Genomic DNA, 17,633 nt, shown 5'->3' on the forward strand with positions numbered 1-17,633 from the left:
CGATATGGCGGATGAGAAGGTAAAGGGACCGGCGTCCTATTTTCCGTCGATCGAGAAAGCCTATGGCCGACCGATCTCGGACTGGCAGCGGCATGTCCGCGAGCGCTACCCTGCAAAGCATATGGAGCTTGTGGCGATGCTCAAGGATGAGCATCGGATCGGACATGGCCACGCCAATGCGATCGTCGCTCACACCCTGGCGCAGGACGGTCTGAAATAGGCTTGTCGCCGTCCCTGTTGAATTCCATTCCCAAACCGTCTATACGCCGCCCCTTCTCCGTCGGGTTCGCCCGGCGAAGACCTGTTTGTGAACAGCGGGGCGTGGGGTCACCAACGCCATAAACGAGGAAGAGCCCTTCCTCACCGTCGGGAGACAGGGATGGACAAGCCCACGCCAATTCCTCCTTTACGGATGGGACGCGCGGCTGACTTTCCTTGGAACAGGCTGATGCAACTCGCGTGCGGGAGCGATCCCCCACGCTCGTGGCATTTGGCTGCCGGAATGGTCCGGCCGCTTTAATTGAGTAGGAGACCGCAATGGACCGCGCTCAAAAGCAAGTGTCGATCGAGGCGCTGAAAAGCGTATTCGCCGGCGCCGGCGCTGTCGTCGTGACCCACTATACGGGCATGACCGTTGCGGAAATGACTGAACTGCGTGCCCGTCTCCGCAAGGAAGACGCCACGTTCCAGGTGGTGAAGAACACCCTGGTCCAGAAGGCCCTCGACGGCTCGATCGGTGAAGCGGGCGACGCCCTGTTCGCCGGCCCGGTCGCCATTGCCTTCGGCAAGGATCCGGTCTCCGCCGCCAAGATCGTCACCCAGTACGCCAAGGAAAACGAGAAGCTCAAGCTTGTCGGTGGCATCCTGGGTCAGACGACGGTTCTCGACGAAGCGGCTGTGCGGGCTCTGGCCACGCTGCCGTCGCTCGACCAGATCCGTGGCAAGCTTATCGGCCTCATCCAGGCTCCGGCGACCAAGATCGCTGGCGTCCTGCAGGCCCCGGCTGGCCAACTTGCGCGCGTCTTCAACGCTTATGCGACCAAAGACGCCGCCTAAAGGTCATCTCCGCGTACATCCCTCATTCGTTTTAGGAAACTGAACATGTCCAAGCTCGAAAAGCTGGTTGAAGAACTGTCCACCCTGTCGGTCCTCGAAGCCGCTGACCTGTCGAAGATGCTGGAAGAAAAGTGGGGCGTCTCGGCCGCCGCTCCGGTCGCCGCCGCCGCTGCTGGCCCGGCCGCTCCGGTCGAAGTTGCTGAAGAGCAAACCGAGTTCACCGTTGTTCTGACCGCCGGTGGCGACAAGAAGATCAACGTGATCAAGGAAGTCCGCGGCGTCCGTCCGGACCTCGGCCTGAAGGAAGCCAAGGACCTGGTCGAAGGCGCTCCGCAGAACGTCGTCGAGAACGTCTCCAAGGCCCAAGCCGACGAAGTCGCCAAGAAGCTGACCGACGCCGGCGCGACCGTCCAAATCAAGTAATCCATTCCACGCCTCGGCGTGGATGGGTTCTCCCGGCGCTCTCCGGAATGAGCCGGTATTGGACACAGCAAGTTAGCGGCCCCGAAGGGAAACCTTCGGGGCCGTTTTCTTTTGGCCTCGCTCCGGGGAGGCAACCACCGGTCGCGAACCGCGTTCCACCGATATGCTCAAGCTCGCCGGTATCCTGCTCGTTCTGATGATCATCTTTGGCGTGCTCGGCTTCGTCGTGGACGTGGCCGGCGGTCTGGCCAAGATCGCCTTTTTCGTCTGCCTGGTCGGGGCGGGCGTGTCGCTGGCCGCCAAGGCGATCCGCAAGAGCTGACCCGCTCCTCGGCCATTCAGAAAATAGACGATTCTACTGGTGAAGCTCCGGACCGGTTTCTGTCGAGCCTGGGCAATGTCTGGCGCGCCCCCTTTCAGAGGAGGCCTGCGCGCACCACATCTGTGCTCCCCTGATCGACTTGCGAGCGCCTCGATGAACATTCTTATGGTCCTGACCTCTCACGATCGCCTGGGCGACACCGGTAGGAAGACTGGCTTCTGGCTGGAGGAGCTTGCCGCGCCCTACTACGCGCTGAAGGATGGCGGCGCGACGCTGGTTCTGGCTTCCCCTGCTGGCGGCCAACCGCCCCTGGATCCGAAGAGCGACGAGCCCGACGCCCAGACCGAGGACACGGCCCGCTTCAAGGCTGACCCGGAGGCCCAAAAGGTTTTGGCGAGCACGGTGAAGTTGGCCGAGGTCAAGGCTGAGGATTTCGATGCCGTCTTCTATCCGGGCGGTCATGGTCCGCTGTGGGATCTGGCCGAAGACGCCCACTCGATCAGCCTGATCGAGGCGTTGGCCGCGGCTGGCAAGCCCGTGGCGACGGTGTGCCACGCGCCAGGCGTTTTGCGTCACGTCAAAGGCTCAGGCGGCGACCTTCTGGTGAAGGGCAAGACCGTCACGGGGTTTGCCAACACCGAAGAGGAAGCCGTTGGCCTGACCGATGTGGTGCCGTTCCTTGTCGAAGACGTCTTGAATGCGAACGGCGGCTTCTATTCCAAGGGACCGGACTGGGCGCCCTATGTGCTGACTGACGGCCTCCTGATCACTGGGCAAAACCCTGCGTCGTCACGCCCGGCGGCCGAGGCGCTGTTGGCGGCGTTAGCGAAAACCTCGTCCTGAGGTTCTCTGTGCTAGGCGACGGCGGAGATGTCCGTCGCCTGGCCCGGCAGGACGGGAATCGTCAGCGCTGCCAGAGCCGGCTTGGCCAGCAGATAGCCCTGCATCAGGTCGACGCCGAGCGAACGCAGCACCTCGTACTCGCCAACGGTTTCGACGCCTTCGCACAGCGGCGTCACGCCAAGATCGCGCAACATGCCAAGGGTCGAGCCGACGATCGTCTGTTTGACGGTGCTGGTGTCGATGTCGCGGATCAGGTCCATGTCCAGCTTGACGATGTCGGGCTGGAATTTCGACAGTAGGCCCAGGCCTGCATAGCCGGCGCCAAAGTCGTCGATCGCGGTCTGGAAGCCCATCGCCCGATAGCTGCGCAGGATGTGGAGGATGTGATCGGTGTCGAGCCGCTCGACCTCGGTAAACTCGAAAATGATGCGATTGAGCGGGAAGCCCGAACGCATGGCGGCGGCAAGGGTCAGGCGGATGCAGGCGCGGGGCTCATAAACCGCGTTGGGCAGGAAGTTGATCGACAGGTTGGCCCCGTGGTCGGCCATTTTCAGCCGGGCGGCCAGTTCGATCGCCGTCACGCGGCACTGCTGATCGAAGGCGTAGCGATTGGTGTCCGAGACCTGGGCCAGCACGCTGGCTGCGCCTTCGCCGTTCGCGCCGCGGACCAGCGCTTCGTGCGCGAAAACCGCGCCGGTGGAGGCGTCGACGATGGGTTGGAAGGCCATGGTGATGGGGAGTTCGAAGCCCGCGCCGTCGCGGCAACCGTTGCACCCTGTCGCTATCGTCATCTCGAGGTTCCACGTTGGCGATCATTGATCGAGCCTGAGATTAGGGCGCAGAACTGAACAATGTGTTGGCGCGCTTACTGTTGTCTCGATTGGAGGCCTTTGAAGCCTGGTGGGAGAACACGCGTGGTCTCAAGCCGAGCGACGTGCGAAAGCTATTTCGGGTAACGCGTTATCTGAACATATTCGGCGCCGGGACTGAAAGTGCCCGGTCCACGGAGCGCGGCGCGCTGATGCGTCGGTTTTCTTAACAAACCCCCTTTCCATCCACAGGCGCTTGGCCTATATCCGCCCGCTCACGAAGACATTCGGCGGAGCGCGCACGCGCGTGTCCGCATATTACGCCCCGAGGCGCGGTCAGCCGCCCTCCGACCAGCGCGAAGGGGCGCCCAGCAGGTCTACCGGTCCCGGTCGCCTGATAGGGGAATTCCAGCGTCCGACGTTCCCGTCTCAGGCGGGTGCGGCGAGGGTGGACGCAGGATCAAGACGAACGCACGCGTGGAGTTTCTCCGCACGAGCCCTTCGAAACATTCGGCGCGGCGATCCGCGCCCAAGGGAAAAACATGGCGCAATCGTTCACCGGCAAGAAGCGGATCCGGAAGTCTTTCGGCCGCATCCCCGAAGCTGTGCAGATGCCGAACCTCATCGAGGTTCAGCGCTCCTCCTACGAGCAGTTCCTCCAGCGCGAAGTCCGTCCGGGCGTGCGCAAGGAAGAGGGCATCGAGGCGGTCTTCAGGTCGGTGTTCCCGATCAAGGATTTCAACGAGCGCGCGGTGCTCGAATACGTCTCGTACGAATTCGAAGAGCCCAAGTACGACGTTGAGGAATGCATCCAACGCGACATGACCTTCGCGGCGCCGCTGAAGGTCAAGCTGCGACTGATCGTGTTCGAAACCGAAGAAGAAACCGGCGCCCGGTCCGTCAAGGACATCAAGGAGCAGGACGTCTACATGGGCGATATCCCGCTCATGACCGACAAGGGCACCTTCATCGTCAACGGCACCGAGCGAGTCATCGTCTCGCAGATGCACCGTTCGCCCGGCGTGTTCTTCGACCACGACAAGGGCAAGACCCACGCTTCGGGCAAGCTGCTGTTCGCCGCCCGCGTAATCCCTTATCGCGGCTCGTGGCTGGACTTTGAGTTCGACGCCAAGGACGTGGTCTATGTCCGCATCGACCGTCGCCGCAAGCTGCCCGCCACCACCTTCCTCTATGCCCTGGGCATGGACGGCGAAGAGATCCTGACGACGTTCTACGACGTGGTCCCGTTCGAGAAGCGCGAAGGCGGCTGGGCCACCCCCTACAAGCCCGAGCGCTGGCGCGGCGTGAAGCCGGAGTTCGCCCTCGTCGACGGCGACACCGGTGAAGAAGTCGCTCCGGCCGGCACTAAGATCACCGCCCGCCAGGCCAAAAAGCTGGCTGACAACGGTCTGAAGATCCTGCTGCTGGCTCCAGAAGCCCTGACCGGCCGCTATCTGGCCCGCGACGCCGTCAACTTCGAGAACGGCGAAATCTACGCCGAAGCCGGCGACGAGCTGGACGTGGTCTCGATCCAGGCCCTGGCCGACCAAGGCTTCAGCACCATCGACGTGCTGGACATCGACCACGTCACGGTCGGCGCCTACATGCGCAACACTCTGCGCGTGGACAAGAACGCCGTCCGCGAAGACGCGCTGTTCGACATCTATCGCGTCATGCGTCCGGGCGAGCCGCCGACCGTCGAGGCTGCCGAAGCGATGTTCAAGTCGCTGTTCTTCGACGCCGAGCGCTACGATCTGTCGGCCGTTGGCCGCGTGAAGATGAACATGCGCCTGGAGCTGGATGCTTCGGACGATATGCGCGTACTCCGCAAGGAAGACGTGCTGGCCGTCCTGAAGCTGCTGGTCGGCCTGCGCGACGGTCGCGGCGAAATCGACGACATCGACAACCTCGGAAACCGCCGGGTGCGCTCGGTCGGCGAACTGCTGGAAAACCAGTACCGCGTCGGCCTGCTGCGTATGGAACGCGCCATCAAGGAACGCATGTCGTCCGTCGACATCGACACCGTGATGCCGCACGACCTGATCAACGCCAAGCCTGCCGCGGCCTCGGTGCGTGAATTCTTCGGCTCTTCGCAGCTGTCGCAATTCATGGACCAAACCAACCCGCTGTCGGAGATCACCCACAAGCGCCGTCTCTCGGCGCTTGGCCCGGGCGGTTTGACCCGCGAGCGCGCAGGCTTCGAAGTCCGCGACGTTCACCCGACCCACTACGGCCGCATCTGCCCGATTGAAACGCCGGAAGGCCCGAACATCGGTCTGATCAACTCGCTGGCCACCCACGCCCGCGTCAACAAGTACGGCTTCATCGAGAGCCCTTACCGTCGCGTCGCCGACGGCAAGCCGCTCGACGAGGTCGTCTACATGTCGGCCATGGAAGAGTCGAAGCACGTCATCGCCCAGTCCAACATCAAGGTGTTGAACGGCGAGATCGTCGATGACCTGGTCCCCGGCCGGATCAACGGCGAACCCACGCTCCTGCAAAAGGAGATGGTCGACCTGATGGACGTGTCGCCGCGTCAGGTAGTTTCGGTGGCCGCGGCCCTGATCCCCTTCCTCGAAAACGATGACGCCAACCGCGCCCTCATGGGCTCGAACATGCAACGTCAGGCCGTGCCTCTGGTGCAGTCCGACGCGCCGCTGGTCGGCACGGGCATGGAAGCCGTGGTCGCTCGCGACTCCGGCGCCGTGGTCGTGGCCAAGCGCACCGGCGTGGTCGAGCAGATCGACGGTACGCGTATCGTCGTCCGCGCCACGGAAGAGACCGACGCCGCCCGTTCGGGCGTCGATATCTACCGCTTGAGCAAGTTCCAGCGTTCGAACCAGTCGACCTGCATCAACCAGCGTCCGCTGGTGAAGGTTGGCGACAAGATCAGCGCCGGCGACATCATCGCCGACGGTCCCTCGACCGAGCTGGGCGAACTGGCCCTGGGCCGCAACGCGCTCGTCGCGTTCATGCCCTGGAATGGCTACAACTTCGAAGACTCGATCCTGATCTCCGAGCGCATCGTCCGCGACGACGTCTTCACCTCGATCCATATCGAGGAATTCGAAGTCATGGCCCGCGATACGAAGCTCGGCCCAGAAGAAATCACCCGCGACATCCCGAACGTCGGCGAGGAAGCCCTGCGCAACCTCGACGAAGCCGGCATCGTGGCGATCGGCGCCGAAGTCCAGCCGGGCGACATCCTGGTTGGCAAGGTCACGCCGAAGGGCGAAAGCCCGATGACGCCGGAAGAAAAGCTCCTGCGCGCCATCTTCGGTGAAAAGGCCTCGGACGTCCGCGACACCAGCCTGCGCCTGCCCCCGGGCGTCGCCGGCACGATCGTCGATGTGCGCGTGTTCAACCGTCACGGCGTCGACAAGGACGAACGGGCTCTCGCCATCGAGCGTTCGGAAATCGACCGTCTGGGCAAGGACCGCGACGACGAATTCGCGATCCTGAACCGCAACATCTCGGGCCGTCTGCGCGATCTGCTGATCGGCAACGTGGCGCTGTCGGGTCCCAAGGGTCTGTCGCGCGGCGAGATCACCGCCCAAGGCCTGGCTGACGTTCAGCCCGGCATGTGGTGGCAGATCGCCCTCGAAGACGAGAAGGCGATGGGCGAACTTGAGTCGCTGCGCCGTCTGTTCGACGAGAACCGCAAGCGTCTGGACCGTCGCTTCGAGGACAAGGTCGACAAGCTGCAGCGCGGCGACGAACTGCCCCCGGGCGTGATGAAGATGGTCAAGGTCTTCGTGGCCGTGAAGCGCAAGCTTCAGCCCGGCGACAAGATGGCCGGACGTCACGGCAACAAGGGCGTCATCTCGCGCATCCTGCCCATCGAAGACATGCCGTTCCTCGCGGACGGCACCCATGTGGACGTGGTTCTGAACCCGCTGGGCGTGCCTTCGCGCATGAACGTCGGCCAGATCTTCGAAACCCACCTGGGTTGGGCCTGCGCCGGTCTCGGCAAGCAGATCACCGCCCTGCTGGAAGACTGGCAAGCTGGCGGTCAGAAGGAAGCGCTCGTCGAGCGTCTGACCGACATCTACGGCCCGGACGAGGAACTGCCCGACACCGAAGAAGGCCTGATCGAGCTGGCTCGCAACCTCGGCAAGGGCGTCCCGATCGCGACGCCCGTGTTCGACGGCGCGCGGATCGGCGACATCGAAGACCACCTGCGCATGGCGGGTCTCGACCCTTCTGGCCAGTCGATCCTGTTCGACGGCCAGACGGGCGACCAGTTCAAGCGTCCGGTCACGGTCGGCTACATCTACATGTTGAAGCTGCACCACTTGGTCGACGACAAGATCCACGCCCGTTCGATCGGTCCGTACTCGCTCGTCACGCAACAGCCGCTGGGTGGTAAGGCCCAGTTCGGCGGTCAGCGCTTCGGGGAAATGGAAGTTTGGGCGCTGGAAGCCTATGGCGCCGCCTACACCCTGCAGGAAATGCTGACGGTGAAGTCCGACGACGTCGCCGGCCGCACCAAGGTCTACGAGTCGATCGTCCGCGGCGACGACACGTTCGAAGCCGGTATCCCCGAAAGCTTCAACGTGCTGGTCAAGGAAATGCGCTCGCTCGGCCTGAACGTCGAGCTGGAGAACAGCTGATCCATCGCACCCTCCTCGGCCTGCCCCTCTTCGGAAGGGTGACCGGGGAGGGGCCTTTGCCCAGCCTCTCTCCACTTTGAATTTTCGCGGGTAATCCCGCAGAAGGAACCAAGATGAACCAGGAAGTCCTGAACATCTTCAATCCGGTCCAGGCCGCTCCGACCTTCGACCAGATCCGTATTTCGCTGGCCTCGCCGGAAAAGATCCGCTCTTGGTCGTTCGGCGAGATCAAGAAGCCCGAGACAATCAACTACCGCACGTTCAAGCCCGAGCGTGATGGCCTGTTCTGCGCCCGTATCTTTGGCCCGACCAAGGACTACGAATGCCTGTGCGGCAAGTACAAGCGCATGAAGTACAAGGGCATCATCTGCGAAAAGTGCGGCGTCGAAGTCACCCTGGCCCGCGTTCGTCGCGAGCGCATGGGCCACATCGAGCTGGCCTCGCCGGTCGCCCACATCTGGTTCCTGAAGTCGCTGCCGTCGCGTATCGCCATGATGCTCGACATGCCGCTGAAGGACATCGAGCGCGTCCTGTACTTCGAATACTACATCATCACCGAGCCGGGCCTAACCCCGCTGAAGCAGCACCAACTGCTCAGCGAGGAAGACTACATGCGCGCTCAGGAAGAGTACGGCGATGACAGCTTCACCGCCGAAATCGGCGCCGAGGCCATCCAGAACCTGCTGAAGGCGATCGATCTCGACAAGGAAGCCGACCGCCTGCGCGAAGAGCTGGCCGGCACCGTGTCGGACATGAAGCAAAAGAAGTTCAGCAAGCGCCTGAAGATCCTCGAGGCCTTTTCGGAATCTGGCAACCGCCCCGAGTGGATGGTCCTGACGGTCGTGCCGGTCATCCCGCCGGAACTGCGCCCGCTGGTGCCGCTGGACGGCGGCCGCTTCGCCACCTCCGACCTGAACGACCTCTATCGCCGGGTCATCAACCGTAACAATCGCCTAAAGCGCCTGATCGAGCTGCGCGCCCCCGACATCATCATCCGCAACGAAAAGCGGATGCTGCAAGAGTCGGTCGACGCCCTGTTCGACAACGGCCGTCGCGGTCGCGTCATCACGGGTGCCAACAAGCGTCCGCTGAAGTCGCTGGCCGACATGCTGAAGGGCAAGCAAGGTCGCTTCCGTCAGAACCTGCTCGGCAAGCGCGTCGACTATTCGGGCCGTTCGGTCATCGTCGTGGGCCCGGAACTGAAGCTGCACGAGTGCGGCCTGCCCAAGAAGATGGCTCTGGAGCTTTTCAAGCCGTTCATCTATGCGCGCCTGGACGCCAAGGGCCTGTCGGGCACCGTCAAGCAGTCCAAGCGCATGGTCGAGCGCGAGCAGCCCCAGGTGTGGGACATCCTCGAAGAGGTGATCCGCGAGCACCCGGTGATGCTGAACCGCGCGCCGACGCTTCACCGTCTGGGCATCCAGGCGTTCGAGCCCAAGCTGATTGAGGGCAAGGCCATCCAGCTGCACCCGCTGGTCTGCGCCGCCTTCAACGCCGACTTCGATGGCGACCAGATGGCTGTCCACGTGCCGTTGTCGCTGGAGGCGCAACTCGAAGCGCGCGTCCTGATGATGTCGACCAACAACATCCTGTCGCCCGCCAACGGTCGCCCGATCATCGTGCCGTCGCAGGACATCGTCCTGGGTCTGTACTATCTGTCGGTCGCTCGCGAAGGCGAGCCCGGTGAAGGCAAGATCTTCGCCGACTTGGGCGAGATCGAAGCGGCCATGGACGCCGACGTCGTCAGTCTGCACGCCAAGATCAAGTCGCGCTTTACCGAAGTGGACGCCGATGGCGTGGCGCGTCGCCGCGTGATCGACACCACGCCGGGCCGGATGAAGATCGCCGCCCTGCTGCCGCGTCACCCGCAGGTGGGTCACCGCCTGATCGAGAAGGCCCTGACCAAGAAGGAAATCGGCAATCTGATCGACATCGTCTACCGCCACTGCGGTCAGAAGGCGACAGTCATCTTCGCCGACCAGATCATGGCTCTGGGCTTCAAGGAAGCGGCCAAGGCCGGCATCTCCTTCGGCAAGGACGACATCATCATCCCGAAGCGGAAAGAGGCGATCGTCGCCGAAACCCGCACCCTGGCTGAAGAGTACGAGCAGCAGTACGCCGACGGCCTGATCACCAAGGGCGAGAAGTACAACAAGGTCGTCGACGCCTGGGCCAAGGCCACCGATCGCGTCGCCGACGAGATGATGGCCGAGCTTCAGATGAAGCATCTGGACGAGAACGGCCGCGAGAAGGAGATCAACTCCATCTACATGATGGCCCACTCCGGCGCTCGTGGTTCGCAAGCCCAGATGAAGCAGCTGGGCGGCATGCGCGGTCTGATGGCCAAGCCTTCGGGCGAGATCATCGAGACTCCGATCGTCTCGAACTTCAAAGAAGGCCTGACCGTTCAGGAATACTTCAACTCGACCCACGGCGCTCGTAAGGGCCTCGCGGACACCGCGCTGAAGACCGCCAACTCCGGTTACCTGACCCGTCGTCTGGTCGACGTGGCGCAGGACTGCATCATCGTCGAGGAAGACTGCGGCACCACGCGGGGCATCACCCTGCGCGCCGTGGTCGAGGGCGGCGACGTCCTGGTCTCGCTGGGCATGCGCGTCCTGGGCCGTTTCTCGGCCGAAGACGTCAAGGATCCGGCGACCGGCGAACTGGTCGTTCCGGCCGACACCTATCTGACCGAGAACATGGCCGACGCCATCGAAGCGGCTGCCGTGCAGTCGGTGAAGGTGCGTTCGGTCCTGACCTGCGAAGCCAAGGTCGGCGTCTGCGGCGCCTGCTACGGCCGCGACCTGGCGCGGGGCACCCCGGTCAACATCGGTGAAGCGGTCGGTGTCATCGCCGCCCAATCCATCGGCGAGCCCGGCACCCAGCTGACGATGCGGACCTTCCACATCGGCGGCACCGCCCAGGTGGCCGAGCAGTCGTTCTTCGAAAGCAGCAACGACGGAACGGTTCGCGTCGCCGGCGCCACCGTGACCGGCACAGACGGTTTCCTGGTCGTCATGAGCCGCAACACCTCGGTCAGCGTGCTGGTCGACGGCAAGGAACGCGAGAACTACAAGCCGCCTTACGGCGCGCGCCTGAAGATCAAGGACGGCGACAAGGTGAAGCGTGGCCAGCGTCTGGCCGACTGGGACCCCTACACCACCCCGATCATCACCGAAGTGGCCGGCAAGATCCGCGCCGAGGACCTGGTGGACGGCTTCTCCGTCCGCGAGGAAACCGACGAAGCCACCGGTATCGCGCAGCGCGTGATCGCCGACTGGCGGACCTCGGCCCGCGCCGCGGACCTGCGCCCGGCCATGGGCGTTCTGGCCGAAGACGGCTCGTATGTTCGCTTGGCCAACGGCGGCGAGGCGCGCTACCTGATGTCGGCCGGGGCCATTCTGTCCGTCGGTGACGGCGACATGGTCAAGCCGGGCGAGGTCATCGCGCGGATCCCCACCGAAGGCGCCAAGACCCGCGACATCACCGGTGGCCTGCCGCGCGTCGCCGAACTCTTCGAAGCCCGCCGTCCCAAGGACTGCGCGGTCATCGCGGAAATGGACGGTCGCGTCGAATTCGGCAAGGATTACAAGAACAAGCGCCGTATCAAGATCACCCCGGAAGTCGACGCTGACGGCAACCAGGGCGAGCCGGTCGAGTTCCTGATCCCCAAGGGCAAGCACATCGCAGTGCACGATGGCGATTTCATCGCGCGCGGCGAGTACATCATCGACGGCAACCCGGATCCGCACGACATCCTGCGCATCCTGGGCGTCGAGGCTCTGGCCAACTTCCTGGTCGACGAAATTCAGGAAGTTTACCGACTGCAGGGCGTGCCGATCAACGACAAGCACATCGAGACGATCGTTCGTCAGATGCTGCAAAAGGTCGAGATCCTCGAGCCGGGCGATACGGGTCTGATCAAAGGCGATCACCTCGACAAGCCTGAGTTCTACATCGAACAGGACCGCGCGGTTTCGCGTGGCGGCCGTCCGGCCACCACCCAGCCCGTGCTGCTCGGCATCACCAAGGCGAGCTTGCAAACCAAGAGCTTCATCTCAGCCGCGTCGTTCCAGGAAACGACCCGCGTCCTGACCGAAGCCTCGGTGCATGGCAAGACCGACACCCTGGAAGGCCTGAAGGAAAACGTCATCGTGGGTCGCTTGATCCCCGCGGGTACGGGTTCATACCTGCGCAGCTTGCAGCGCGTCGCCGCCAAGCGCGACGAGCAGCTGGCCCAGCAGCGCGAAGACGCGATGGAGCCGCTGCCGGCCTCGATCGCCCTCGCCGACGCCGAATAGGCTTGAGCCAGGCTCGAACGGTTCACGCCGTTTGAAAAAAACTTGGAAGGCCCGGGAACGATCCCGGGCCTTTTGCGTTGCGGATTCGGGCGAAGGTTTCGGGGTGCAACAAATGGGTGTGACATCAGACTACGCGGCGAGGTTGCGCGAACTTGTGGGCCAGGCCGATCAGCTGTCCGACACCGATCTGCTCGCCAAGGCGCTAACAACCACCGCCAGGTGGCGCACCAAGCTTTGGGTCAACACGCTCGCTGCCGAGGGGTTGAACGTCCGCTCCGGCCCCTTCAAGGGCATGGACTATGTGGTCAACGCGGCGGAAGGCGCGTTGCTGCCGCGCCTGCTGGGCGTGTACGAGCGGGAATTGCATCCCGACCTCGTCGCCTTCGCGGCGCAAGGGCTGGATCATGTCATCGATATCGGCTGCGCCGAGGGCTATTACGCGGTGGGCCTAGCCCGCCTCATGCCGGACGTCATCGTCAACGCCTATGACATCGACGAGGTCGCCCGGAGGCGGTGTGGCCTGTTGGCGGACGCCAATGGCGTGGCCGACCGCGTCGTCATCCGCGGAGAGTTTTTCGGCGAGGATTTCGCGCAGTTCGAAGGCGGCCGCGTGCTGGTGTTCATCGACGCCGAGGGTTTCGAGGACGACATCCTGCGGCCGGAACTCTATCCCGCCCTGGCGGGATACAACCTTGTCGTCGAAACCCATCCCGGAATGCGTCCGGGGGTGACCGACCGCCTGATCCAGCGGTTCGCGGCCACCCATGACATCAAGCAGATCAACCCCAGCATCGAGAAGGCTGACCTGCCAGCGCTGGTCGCTGGCCGCAGTCACCTCGACATGATGCTGGCGGCATGGGAGTGGCGGGCAAGCCCAACGCCCTGGCTGGTCATGCGGCCCCGCGCGAAGGTCTAGAGTTCCGCATGCCCGCGCGAAATGGATACCGGTTCGCATGAAGCTCTAGTTGCGAGTCGGGTTTGACTTCTTGCGGCCAAGGCCGTCGGTGTCGCCCATCACGAACGGGATCTCCTTGGCCCGGCCCGGCCCGCCATGGTTGCGATGATCGACGCCGGGCCCCATGGGCGAGGCCTTGTAGCGTCGATTGGCTTCTTGCCGGGCCGCCTGCTGCGCGAACTCGGCCGTCGCGCCGGTGCTGAGCGGGGCGTTGGCGTAGATCGGGGCCTTGCGCGCCGCCTCGTCCCAGCGTTCGTGGCAGCGCTCGATCTCGCGACGGTTCAGGCCGACAGCCGCCTCATTGGCGCAACCCACGCCGCTGCCGCGCAGGGCCGAGCGCAGATCACCCTTGGGCCCCTCGGGCAGGGGCGCGGGATGGAAAGCCGTTGCCCGAGGCGAGTGGGCGGGCAGACTCGGCAAGACTAGCGGCGCCACAGGCGAGGGGAAGATAGCGCGGGGCGTTCGGGCCTGGATCGCGTTGGACGCGCGAGCGCTCGCCGCGTCAGCTTCTGTCTCAGGCGCCCGCTCGGGGCGCTCAAGGGTCACCGTCAAGGCGTCTTCGTTGGTGGATTGATCGATGAACGGCTCGATGCGAGGAAAGGCCAGCAACACCAGAACCAGCCCGTGAGCGGCGATCGAGCCGGCCAGGATGGCGCTTCGCCTCAATCGGTTGGAACGCGCCGTTGACAGGGTCACCGATCACTCGACAAATGGGCTAACAGGCCTCCAACCTATCCACCGGAAGTGGCGAAAGCGTGGCCTTTAAGGTCGCATTAACCGACGCAATCACCGCCGTTGACGCGGATCGACTTCGCGAGTAAATACCGCGCTCTTTCGAGGTGGGCCCTGCGCCTGTCCTGGTAAGCGCCCGTCCCCTACTGACGGATAGCCCGCCGGAACGCTTTCCGCGTCCCGGCGAGTTTCGTGTTTATCGGGTCTCCAACTGGAGCCTTGCAAGCCGAAATACATGACTAGGACCCGAAGCGCCTCGGCCGACAGGCACACGCTTCCATCAGAGCAGAGACTTAATGCCTACCGTCAACCAGCTCATCCGTAAGCCGCGCCAGCCCAAGCCGGTCCGGAACAAGGTGCCGGCCCTCAAGGGCTGCCCGCAACGCCGTGGTGTTTGCACCCGCGTCTATACGACGACCCCGAAGAAGCCCAACTCGGCTCTGCGTAAGGTCGCCAAGGTCCGTCTGACCACCGGCATTGAAGCCGTTTGCTACATCCCGGGCGAAGGCCACAACCTGCAGGAGCACTCGGTGGTGCTTATCCGCGGCGGCCGCGTCAAGGATTTGCCCGGCGTCCGTTATCACATCCTGCGCGGCGTCCTCGACACCCAAGGTGTCAAGGATCGTAAGCAGCGTCGTTCGCTCTACGGCGCCAAGCGTCCGAAGTAAGGAAAAAGAAGAATGTCACGCCGCCGTCGCGCCGAGAAACGCCAAGTTCTGCCGGACCCGAAGTTCGGAGACTTGGTGGTCACCAAATTCATGAACTACGTGATGTACGAGGGCAAAAAAGCCGTCGCCGAAAACATCATCTATGGTGCTTTCGACATCATCGAGAACAAGCGCAAGGACCAGGGTCCCCTGGAAACCTTCCACTCCGCCCTAGACAACGTCGCCCCGGCGATCGAAGTCCGGTCGCGTCGTGTCGGCGGCGCCACCTATCAGGTGCCTGTGGAAGTTCGTCCGGACCGTCGTCGCGCCCTGGCCATCCGCTGGTTGGTGACCGCTGCGCGCAAGCGCGGCGAGAACACCATGACCGAAAAGCTGGCCGGTGAACTGCTCGACGCTTCCAACAACCGCGGCACCGCGGTGAAGAAGCGCGAAGACACCCACAAGATGGCTGAAGCCAACCGGGCGTTCTCGCACTACCGCTGGTAAGCTTTATTACCAGCACTCTTTCAGGCGCGGGCGGTTTGCGATAAACCGCCCGCGCCGCACGTTTAAATGTCCCTGCCTCACGGCAGCGCTACGCAGAGCTCCATCATGGCCCGCCAGCATAAAATCGAAGACTACCGTAACTTCGGCATCATGGCGCACATCGACGCCGGCAAGACGACGACGACCGAGCGGATCCTGTATTACACGGGTAAGTCCCACAAGATCGGCGAAGTCCACGACGGCGCCGCCACCATGGACTGGATGGAGCAGGAGCAGGAGCGCGGCATCACCATCACGTCGGCCGCGACGACCGCTTACTGGCGCGAAAAGCGCCTGAACATCATCGACACCCCTGGCCACGTCGACTTCACCATCGAAGTCGAGCGCAGCTTGCGCGTGCTGGACGGCGCCGTTGCCGTTCTGGACGGCAATGCCGGCGTCGAGCCTCAGACCGAAACCGTCTGGCGTCAGGCCGACAAGTACAATGTCCCGCGCATCGTCTTCGTCAACAAGATGGACAAGATCGGCGCCGACTTCGACAAGTCGGTCGAGTCGATCCGCGACCGTCTGGGCGCCAAGGCCGTGCCGATCCAGTTCCCCATCGGTTCGGAAACGAACCTGAAGGGTTTGGTCGATCTGGTTCGCATGAAGGCTGTTGTCTGGGACAATGACGCCCTGGGCGCCAATTTCCGCGACGAAGAAATCCCCGCCGACCTGCTCGACAAGGCCATCGAGGCTCGCGCCTATCTGGTCGAAAACGCCGTCGAAATGGACGACGAGGCGATGGAAGCCTATCTGGGCGGCGAAGAGCCCTCGGAAGACACCATCAAGAAGTGCATCCGCAAGGCCGTGCTCGAAGGCGCCTTCTATCCGATCCTCTGCGGCTCGGCCTTCAAGAACAAGGGCGTGCAGACGCTCCTGGACGCCGTCGTCGACTACCTGCCCTCGCCGATGGACATCCCGCCGACCAAGGGCATCGACTTCAAGACCGAAGAAGATATCGTCCGTCGCGCCTCGGACGAAGAGCCGTTGTCGGTTCTGGCGTTCAAGATCATGGACGACCCCTTCGTGGGTTCGCTGACCTTCTGCCGCATCTATTCGGGCAAGCTGGAAACCGGCATGGGCCTGCTGAACGCCACGCGCGACAAGCGCGAGCGCGTCGGCCGCATGCTGCTCATGCACTCCAACAACCGCGAAGATATCAAGGAAGCCTTCGCCGGCGACATCGTCGCTCTGGCTGGCCTCAAGGACACCCGCACCGGTGACACCCTGTGCGATCCGCTGAAGTCCCCGGTGATCCTGGAGCGCATGGAATTCCCGGCGCCCGTCATCGAAATCGCCGTCGAACCCAAGTCGAAGGCCGACCAGGAAAAGCTGGGCGTCGCCCTGCAGAAGCTGGCTGCGGAAGATCCGTCCTTCACCGTCTCGACCGACTTCGAAAGCGGCCAGACGATCCTGAAGGGCATGGGCGAACTGCACCTCGACATCAAGATCGACATCCTGAGGCGGACCTACAAGGTCGAAGCCAATATCGGCGCGCCGCAGGTTGCCTATCGCGAAAGCCTGGGCCGCAAGGTCGACATCGACTACACCCACAAGAAGCAGACCGGTGGTACGGGCCAGTTCGCCCGCGTCATGCTCACCTTCGAGCCCGGCGAACCCGGCTCGGGCTTCGTGTTCGAGAACTCGATCGTCGGCGGCGCGGTGCCCAAGGAATACATCCCGGGCGTCGAAAAGGGCCTGATGTCGGTCAAGGACAACGGCCTGCTGGCCGGCTTCCCGCTGATCGACTTCAAGGCCACCCTGACCGACGGCAAGTACCACGACGTCGACTCCAGCGTGCTGGCCTTCGAAATCGCCTCGCGCGCCGCCTTCAAGGAACTGCGCGAAAAGGGCGCTCCCAAGCTGCTCGAGCCGATCATGAAGGTCGAGGTCGTGACCCCGGAAGATTACCTGGGTTCGGTCATCGGCGACCTGAACAGCCGTCGCGGCATGATCCAGGGTCAAGACATGCGCGGCAACGCGACGGTCGTGAACGCCTTCGTGCCGCTGGCCAACATGTTCGGCTACGTGAACACCCTGCGGGGCATGTCACAAGGCCGCGCCCAGTTCAGCATGGTCTACGATCACTACGAGCCGGTGCCGCAACATGTCGCCGACGAAGTGATCAAGAAGTACGCGTAGGCTTTTCCTTCGGGAAAAGCGTACAAGGAAGAAAAGGGCGGGCCTGTTGGTCCGCCCATCTACACCCCAGAAATTCCCATTAAATTTGAGGCCCCTCTGGGGTCCTAAGGTAGAGAAAAATGGCCAAGGAAAAGTTCGAACGTAACAAGCCGCACTGCAACATCGGCACCATTGGTCACGTTGACCATGGCAAGACGACGCTGACGGCCGCGATCACCATTACGCTGTCCAAGATTGG

The 17,633-nt window shown here is 63.3% G+C and carries 14 protein-coding genes; 12 read left to right on the forward strand and 2 right to left on the reverse strand.

Annotation, left to right across the window (positions count from 1 at the left end; all coding sequences use genetic code 11):
• The first annotated feature begins 4 nt into the window (after positions 1 to 4).
• From ACP69S_RS03705 to ACP69S_RS03725, 5 genes are all read left to right on the forward strand, one after another.
• Positions 5 to 220 (forward strand): DUF4287 domain-containing protein, encoded by a 216-nt coding sequence (locus ACP69S_RS03705; RefSeq protein ID WP_425994961.1) that lies wholly within the window; start codon positions 5 to 7, stop codon positions 218 to 220.
• Positions 221 to 537: 317 nt separating this feature from the next.
• Positions 538 to 1,056 carry a 50S ribosomal protein L10 gene (gene rplJ, locus ACP69S_RS03710; protein WP_425994963.1) on the forward strand — a complete coding sequence of 173 codons (519 nt, stop codon included), beginning with the start codon at positions 538 to 540 and terminating at the stop codon, positions 1,054 to 1,056.
• A 45-nt stretch (positions 1,057 to 1,101) separates the two neighbouring features.
• Complete coding sequence (gene rplL, locus ACP69S_RS03715) at positions 1,102 to 1,479, forward strand: 50S ribosomal protein L7/L12 (RefSeq protein WP_425994965.1); 378 nt, start codon at positions 1,102 to 1,104, stop codon at positions 1,477 to 1,479.
• Positions 1,480 to 1,642: 163 nt separating this feature from the next.
• Positions 1,643 to 1,801 carry a hypothetical protein gene (locus ACP69S_RS03720; protein ID WP_425994967.1) on the forward strand — a complete coding sequence of 53 codons (159 nt, stop codon included), beginning with the start codon at positions 1,643 to 1,645 and terminating at the stop codon, positions 1,799 to 1,801.
• A gap of 153 nt (positions 1,802 to 1,954) precedes the next feature.
• Positions 1,955 to 2,644 (forward strand): type 1 glutamine amidotransferase domain-containing protein, encoded by a 690-nt coding sequence (locus tag ACP69S_RS03725; RefSeq protein WP_425994969.1) that lies wholly within the window; start codon positions 1,955 to 1,957, stop codon positions 2,642 to 2,644.
• 11 nt (positions 2,645 to 2,655) lie between these two features.
• On the opposite strand, the gene ACP69S_RS03730 is transcribed toward ACP69S_RS03725, so the two are convergent.
• Positions 2,656 to 3,435: an EAL domain-containing protein gene (locus ACP69S_RS03730; RefSeq protein WP_425994972.1), complete on the reverse strand. Its 780-nt coding sequence runs from the start codon at positions 3,433 to 3,435 to the stop codon at positions 2,656 to 2,658.
• Between the two features lie 560 nt (positions 3,436 to 3,995).
• On the opposite strand from ACP69S_RS03730, the gene rpoB reads away from it, so the two are divergent.
• The 3 genes from rpoB to ACP69S_RS03745 all read left to right on the forward strand — a co-directional run bounded on the left by rpoB (position 3,996) and on the right by ACP69S_RS03745 (position 13,286).
• Entirely contained in the window at positions 3,996 to 8,066 is a 4,071-nt protein-coding gene (gene rpoB / locus ACP69S_RS03735; protein ID WP_425994974.1) for a DNA-directed RNA polymerase subunit beta, read from the forward strand.
• Positions 8,067 to 8,179: 113 nt separating this feature from the next.
• Positions 8,180 to 12,370, forward strand: a complete 4,191-nt coding sequence (gene rpoC, locus ACP69S_RS03740) for a DNA-directed RNA polymerase subunit beta' (protein WP_425994976.1) — start codon at positions 8,180 to 8,182, stop codon at positions 12,368 to 12,370.
• A gap of 112 nt (positions 12,371 to 12,482) precedes the next feature.
• Positions 12,483 to 13,286 (forward strand): hypothetical protein, encoded by an 804-nt coding sequence (locus tag ACP69S_RS03745; RefSeq protein ID WP_425994978.1) that lies wholly within the window; start codon positions 12,483 to 12,485, stop codon positions 13,284 to 13,286.
• 45 nt (positions 13,287 to 13,331) lie between these two features.
• Here the strand turns inward: ACP69S_RS03745 and ACP69S_RS03750 are convergent, their stop codons facing one another.
• Positions 13,332 to 14,021 (reverse strand): hypothetical protein, encoded by a 690-nt coding sequence (locus tag ACP69S_RS03750; protein ID WP_425994980.1) that lies wholly within the window; start codon positions 14,019 to 14,021, stop codon positions 13,332 to 13,334.
• Positions 14,022 to 14,353: 332 nt separating this feature from the next.
• Here ACP69S_RS03750 and rpsL point away from each other — a divergent pair, with 332 nt between their 5' ends.
• The 4 genes from rpsL to ACP69S_RS03770 form a co-directional block, all read left to right on the forward strand.
• On the forward strand, positions 14,354 to 14,725 hold the full coding sequence (rpsL, locus tag ACP69S_RS03755; protein ID WP_007661566.1) for a 30S ribosomal protein S12: 372 nt from the start codon (positions 14,354 to 14,356) through the stop codon (positions 14,723 to 14,725).
• A gap of 12 nt (positions 14,726 to 14,737) precedes the next feature.
• Positions 14,738 to 15,211 carry a 30S ribosomal protein S7 gene (gene rpsG / locus ACP69S_RS03760; RefSeq protein WP_425994983.1) on the forward strand — a complete coding sequence of 158 codons (474 nt, stop codon included), beginning with the start codon at positions 14,738 to 14,740 and terminating at the stop codon, positions 15,209 to 15,211.
• A gap of 105 nt (positions 15,212 to 15,316) precedes the next feature.
• On the forward strand, positions 15,317 to 17,395 hold the full coding sequence (fusA, locus tag ACP69S_RS03765) for an elongation factor G (protein ID WP_425994985.1): 2,079 nt from the start codon (positions 15,317 to 15,319) through the stop codon (positions 17,393 to 17,395).
• A gap of 119 nt (positions 17,396 to 17,514) precedes the next feature.
• The coding region (locus ACP69S_RS03770; protein WP_425995007.1) for a GTP-binding protein at positions 17,515 to 17,633 on the forward strand (119 nt) is incomplete at its 3' end.

This window comes from Caulobacter sp. DWR1-3-2b1 (assembly GCF_049895765.1).
Lineage (GTDB): Bacteria > Pseudomonadota > Alphaproteobacteria > Caulobacterales > Caulobacteraceae > Caulobacter.

Excerpts from the sequence above, each read along its gene's own strand:
- ACP69S_RS03705 (WP_425994961.1), top strand. The coding sequence starts at position 5 with ATGGCGGATGAGAAGGTAAAGGGACCGGCGTCCTATTTTCCGTCGATC.
- rplJ (WP_425994963.1), top strand. The coding sequence starts at position 538 with ATGGACCGCGCTCAAAAGCAAGTGTCGATCGAGGCGCTGAAAAGCGTA.
- rplL (WP_425994965.1), top strand. The coding sequence starts at position 1,102 with ATGTCCAAGCTCGAAAAGCTGGTTGAAGAACTGTCCACCCTGTCGGTC.
- ACP69S_RS03720 (WP_425994967.1), top strand. The coding sequence starts at position 1,643 with ATGCTCAAGCTCGCCGGTATCCTGCTCGTTCTGATGATCATCTTTGGC.
- ACP69S_RS03725 (WP_425994969.1), top strand. The coding sequence starts at position 1,955 with ATGAACATTCTTATGGTCCTGACCTCTCACGATCGCCTGGGCGACACC.
- ACP69S_RS03730 (WP_425994972.1), bottom strand. The coding sequence starts at position 3,435 with ATGACGATAGCGACAGGGTGCAACGGTTGCCGCGACGGCGCGGGCTTC.
- rpoB (WP_425994974.1), top strand. The coding sequence starts at position 3,996 with ATGGCGCAATCGTTCACCGGCAAGAAGCGGATCCGGAAGTCTTTCGGC.
- rpoC (WP_425994976.1), top strand. The coding sequence starts at position 8,180 with ATGAACCAGGAAGTCCTGAACATCTTCAATCCGGTCCAGGCCGCTCCG.
- ACP69S_RS03745 (WP_425994978.1), top strand. The coding sequence starts at position 12,483 with ATGGGTGTGACATCAGACTACGCGGCGAGGTTGCGCGAACTTGTGGGC.
- rpsL (WP_007661566.1), top strand. The coding sequence starts at position 14,354 with ATGCCTACCGTCAACCAGCTCATCCGTAAGCCGCGCCAGCCCAAGCCG.
- rpsG (WP_425994983.1), top strand. The coding sequence starts at position 14,738 with ATGTCACGCCGCCGTCGCGCCGAGAAACGCCAAGTTCTGCCGGACCCG.
- fusA (WP_425994985.1), top strand. The coding sequence starts at position 15,317 with ATGGCCCGCCAGCATAAAATCGAAGACTACCGTAACTTCGGCATCATG.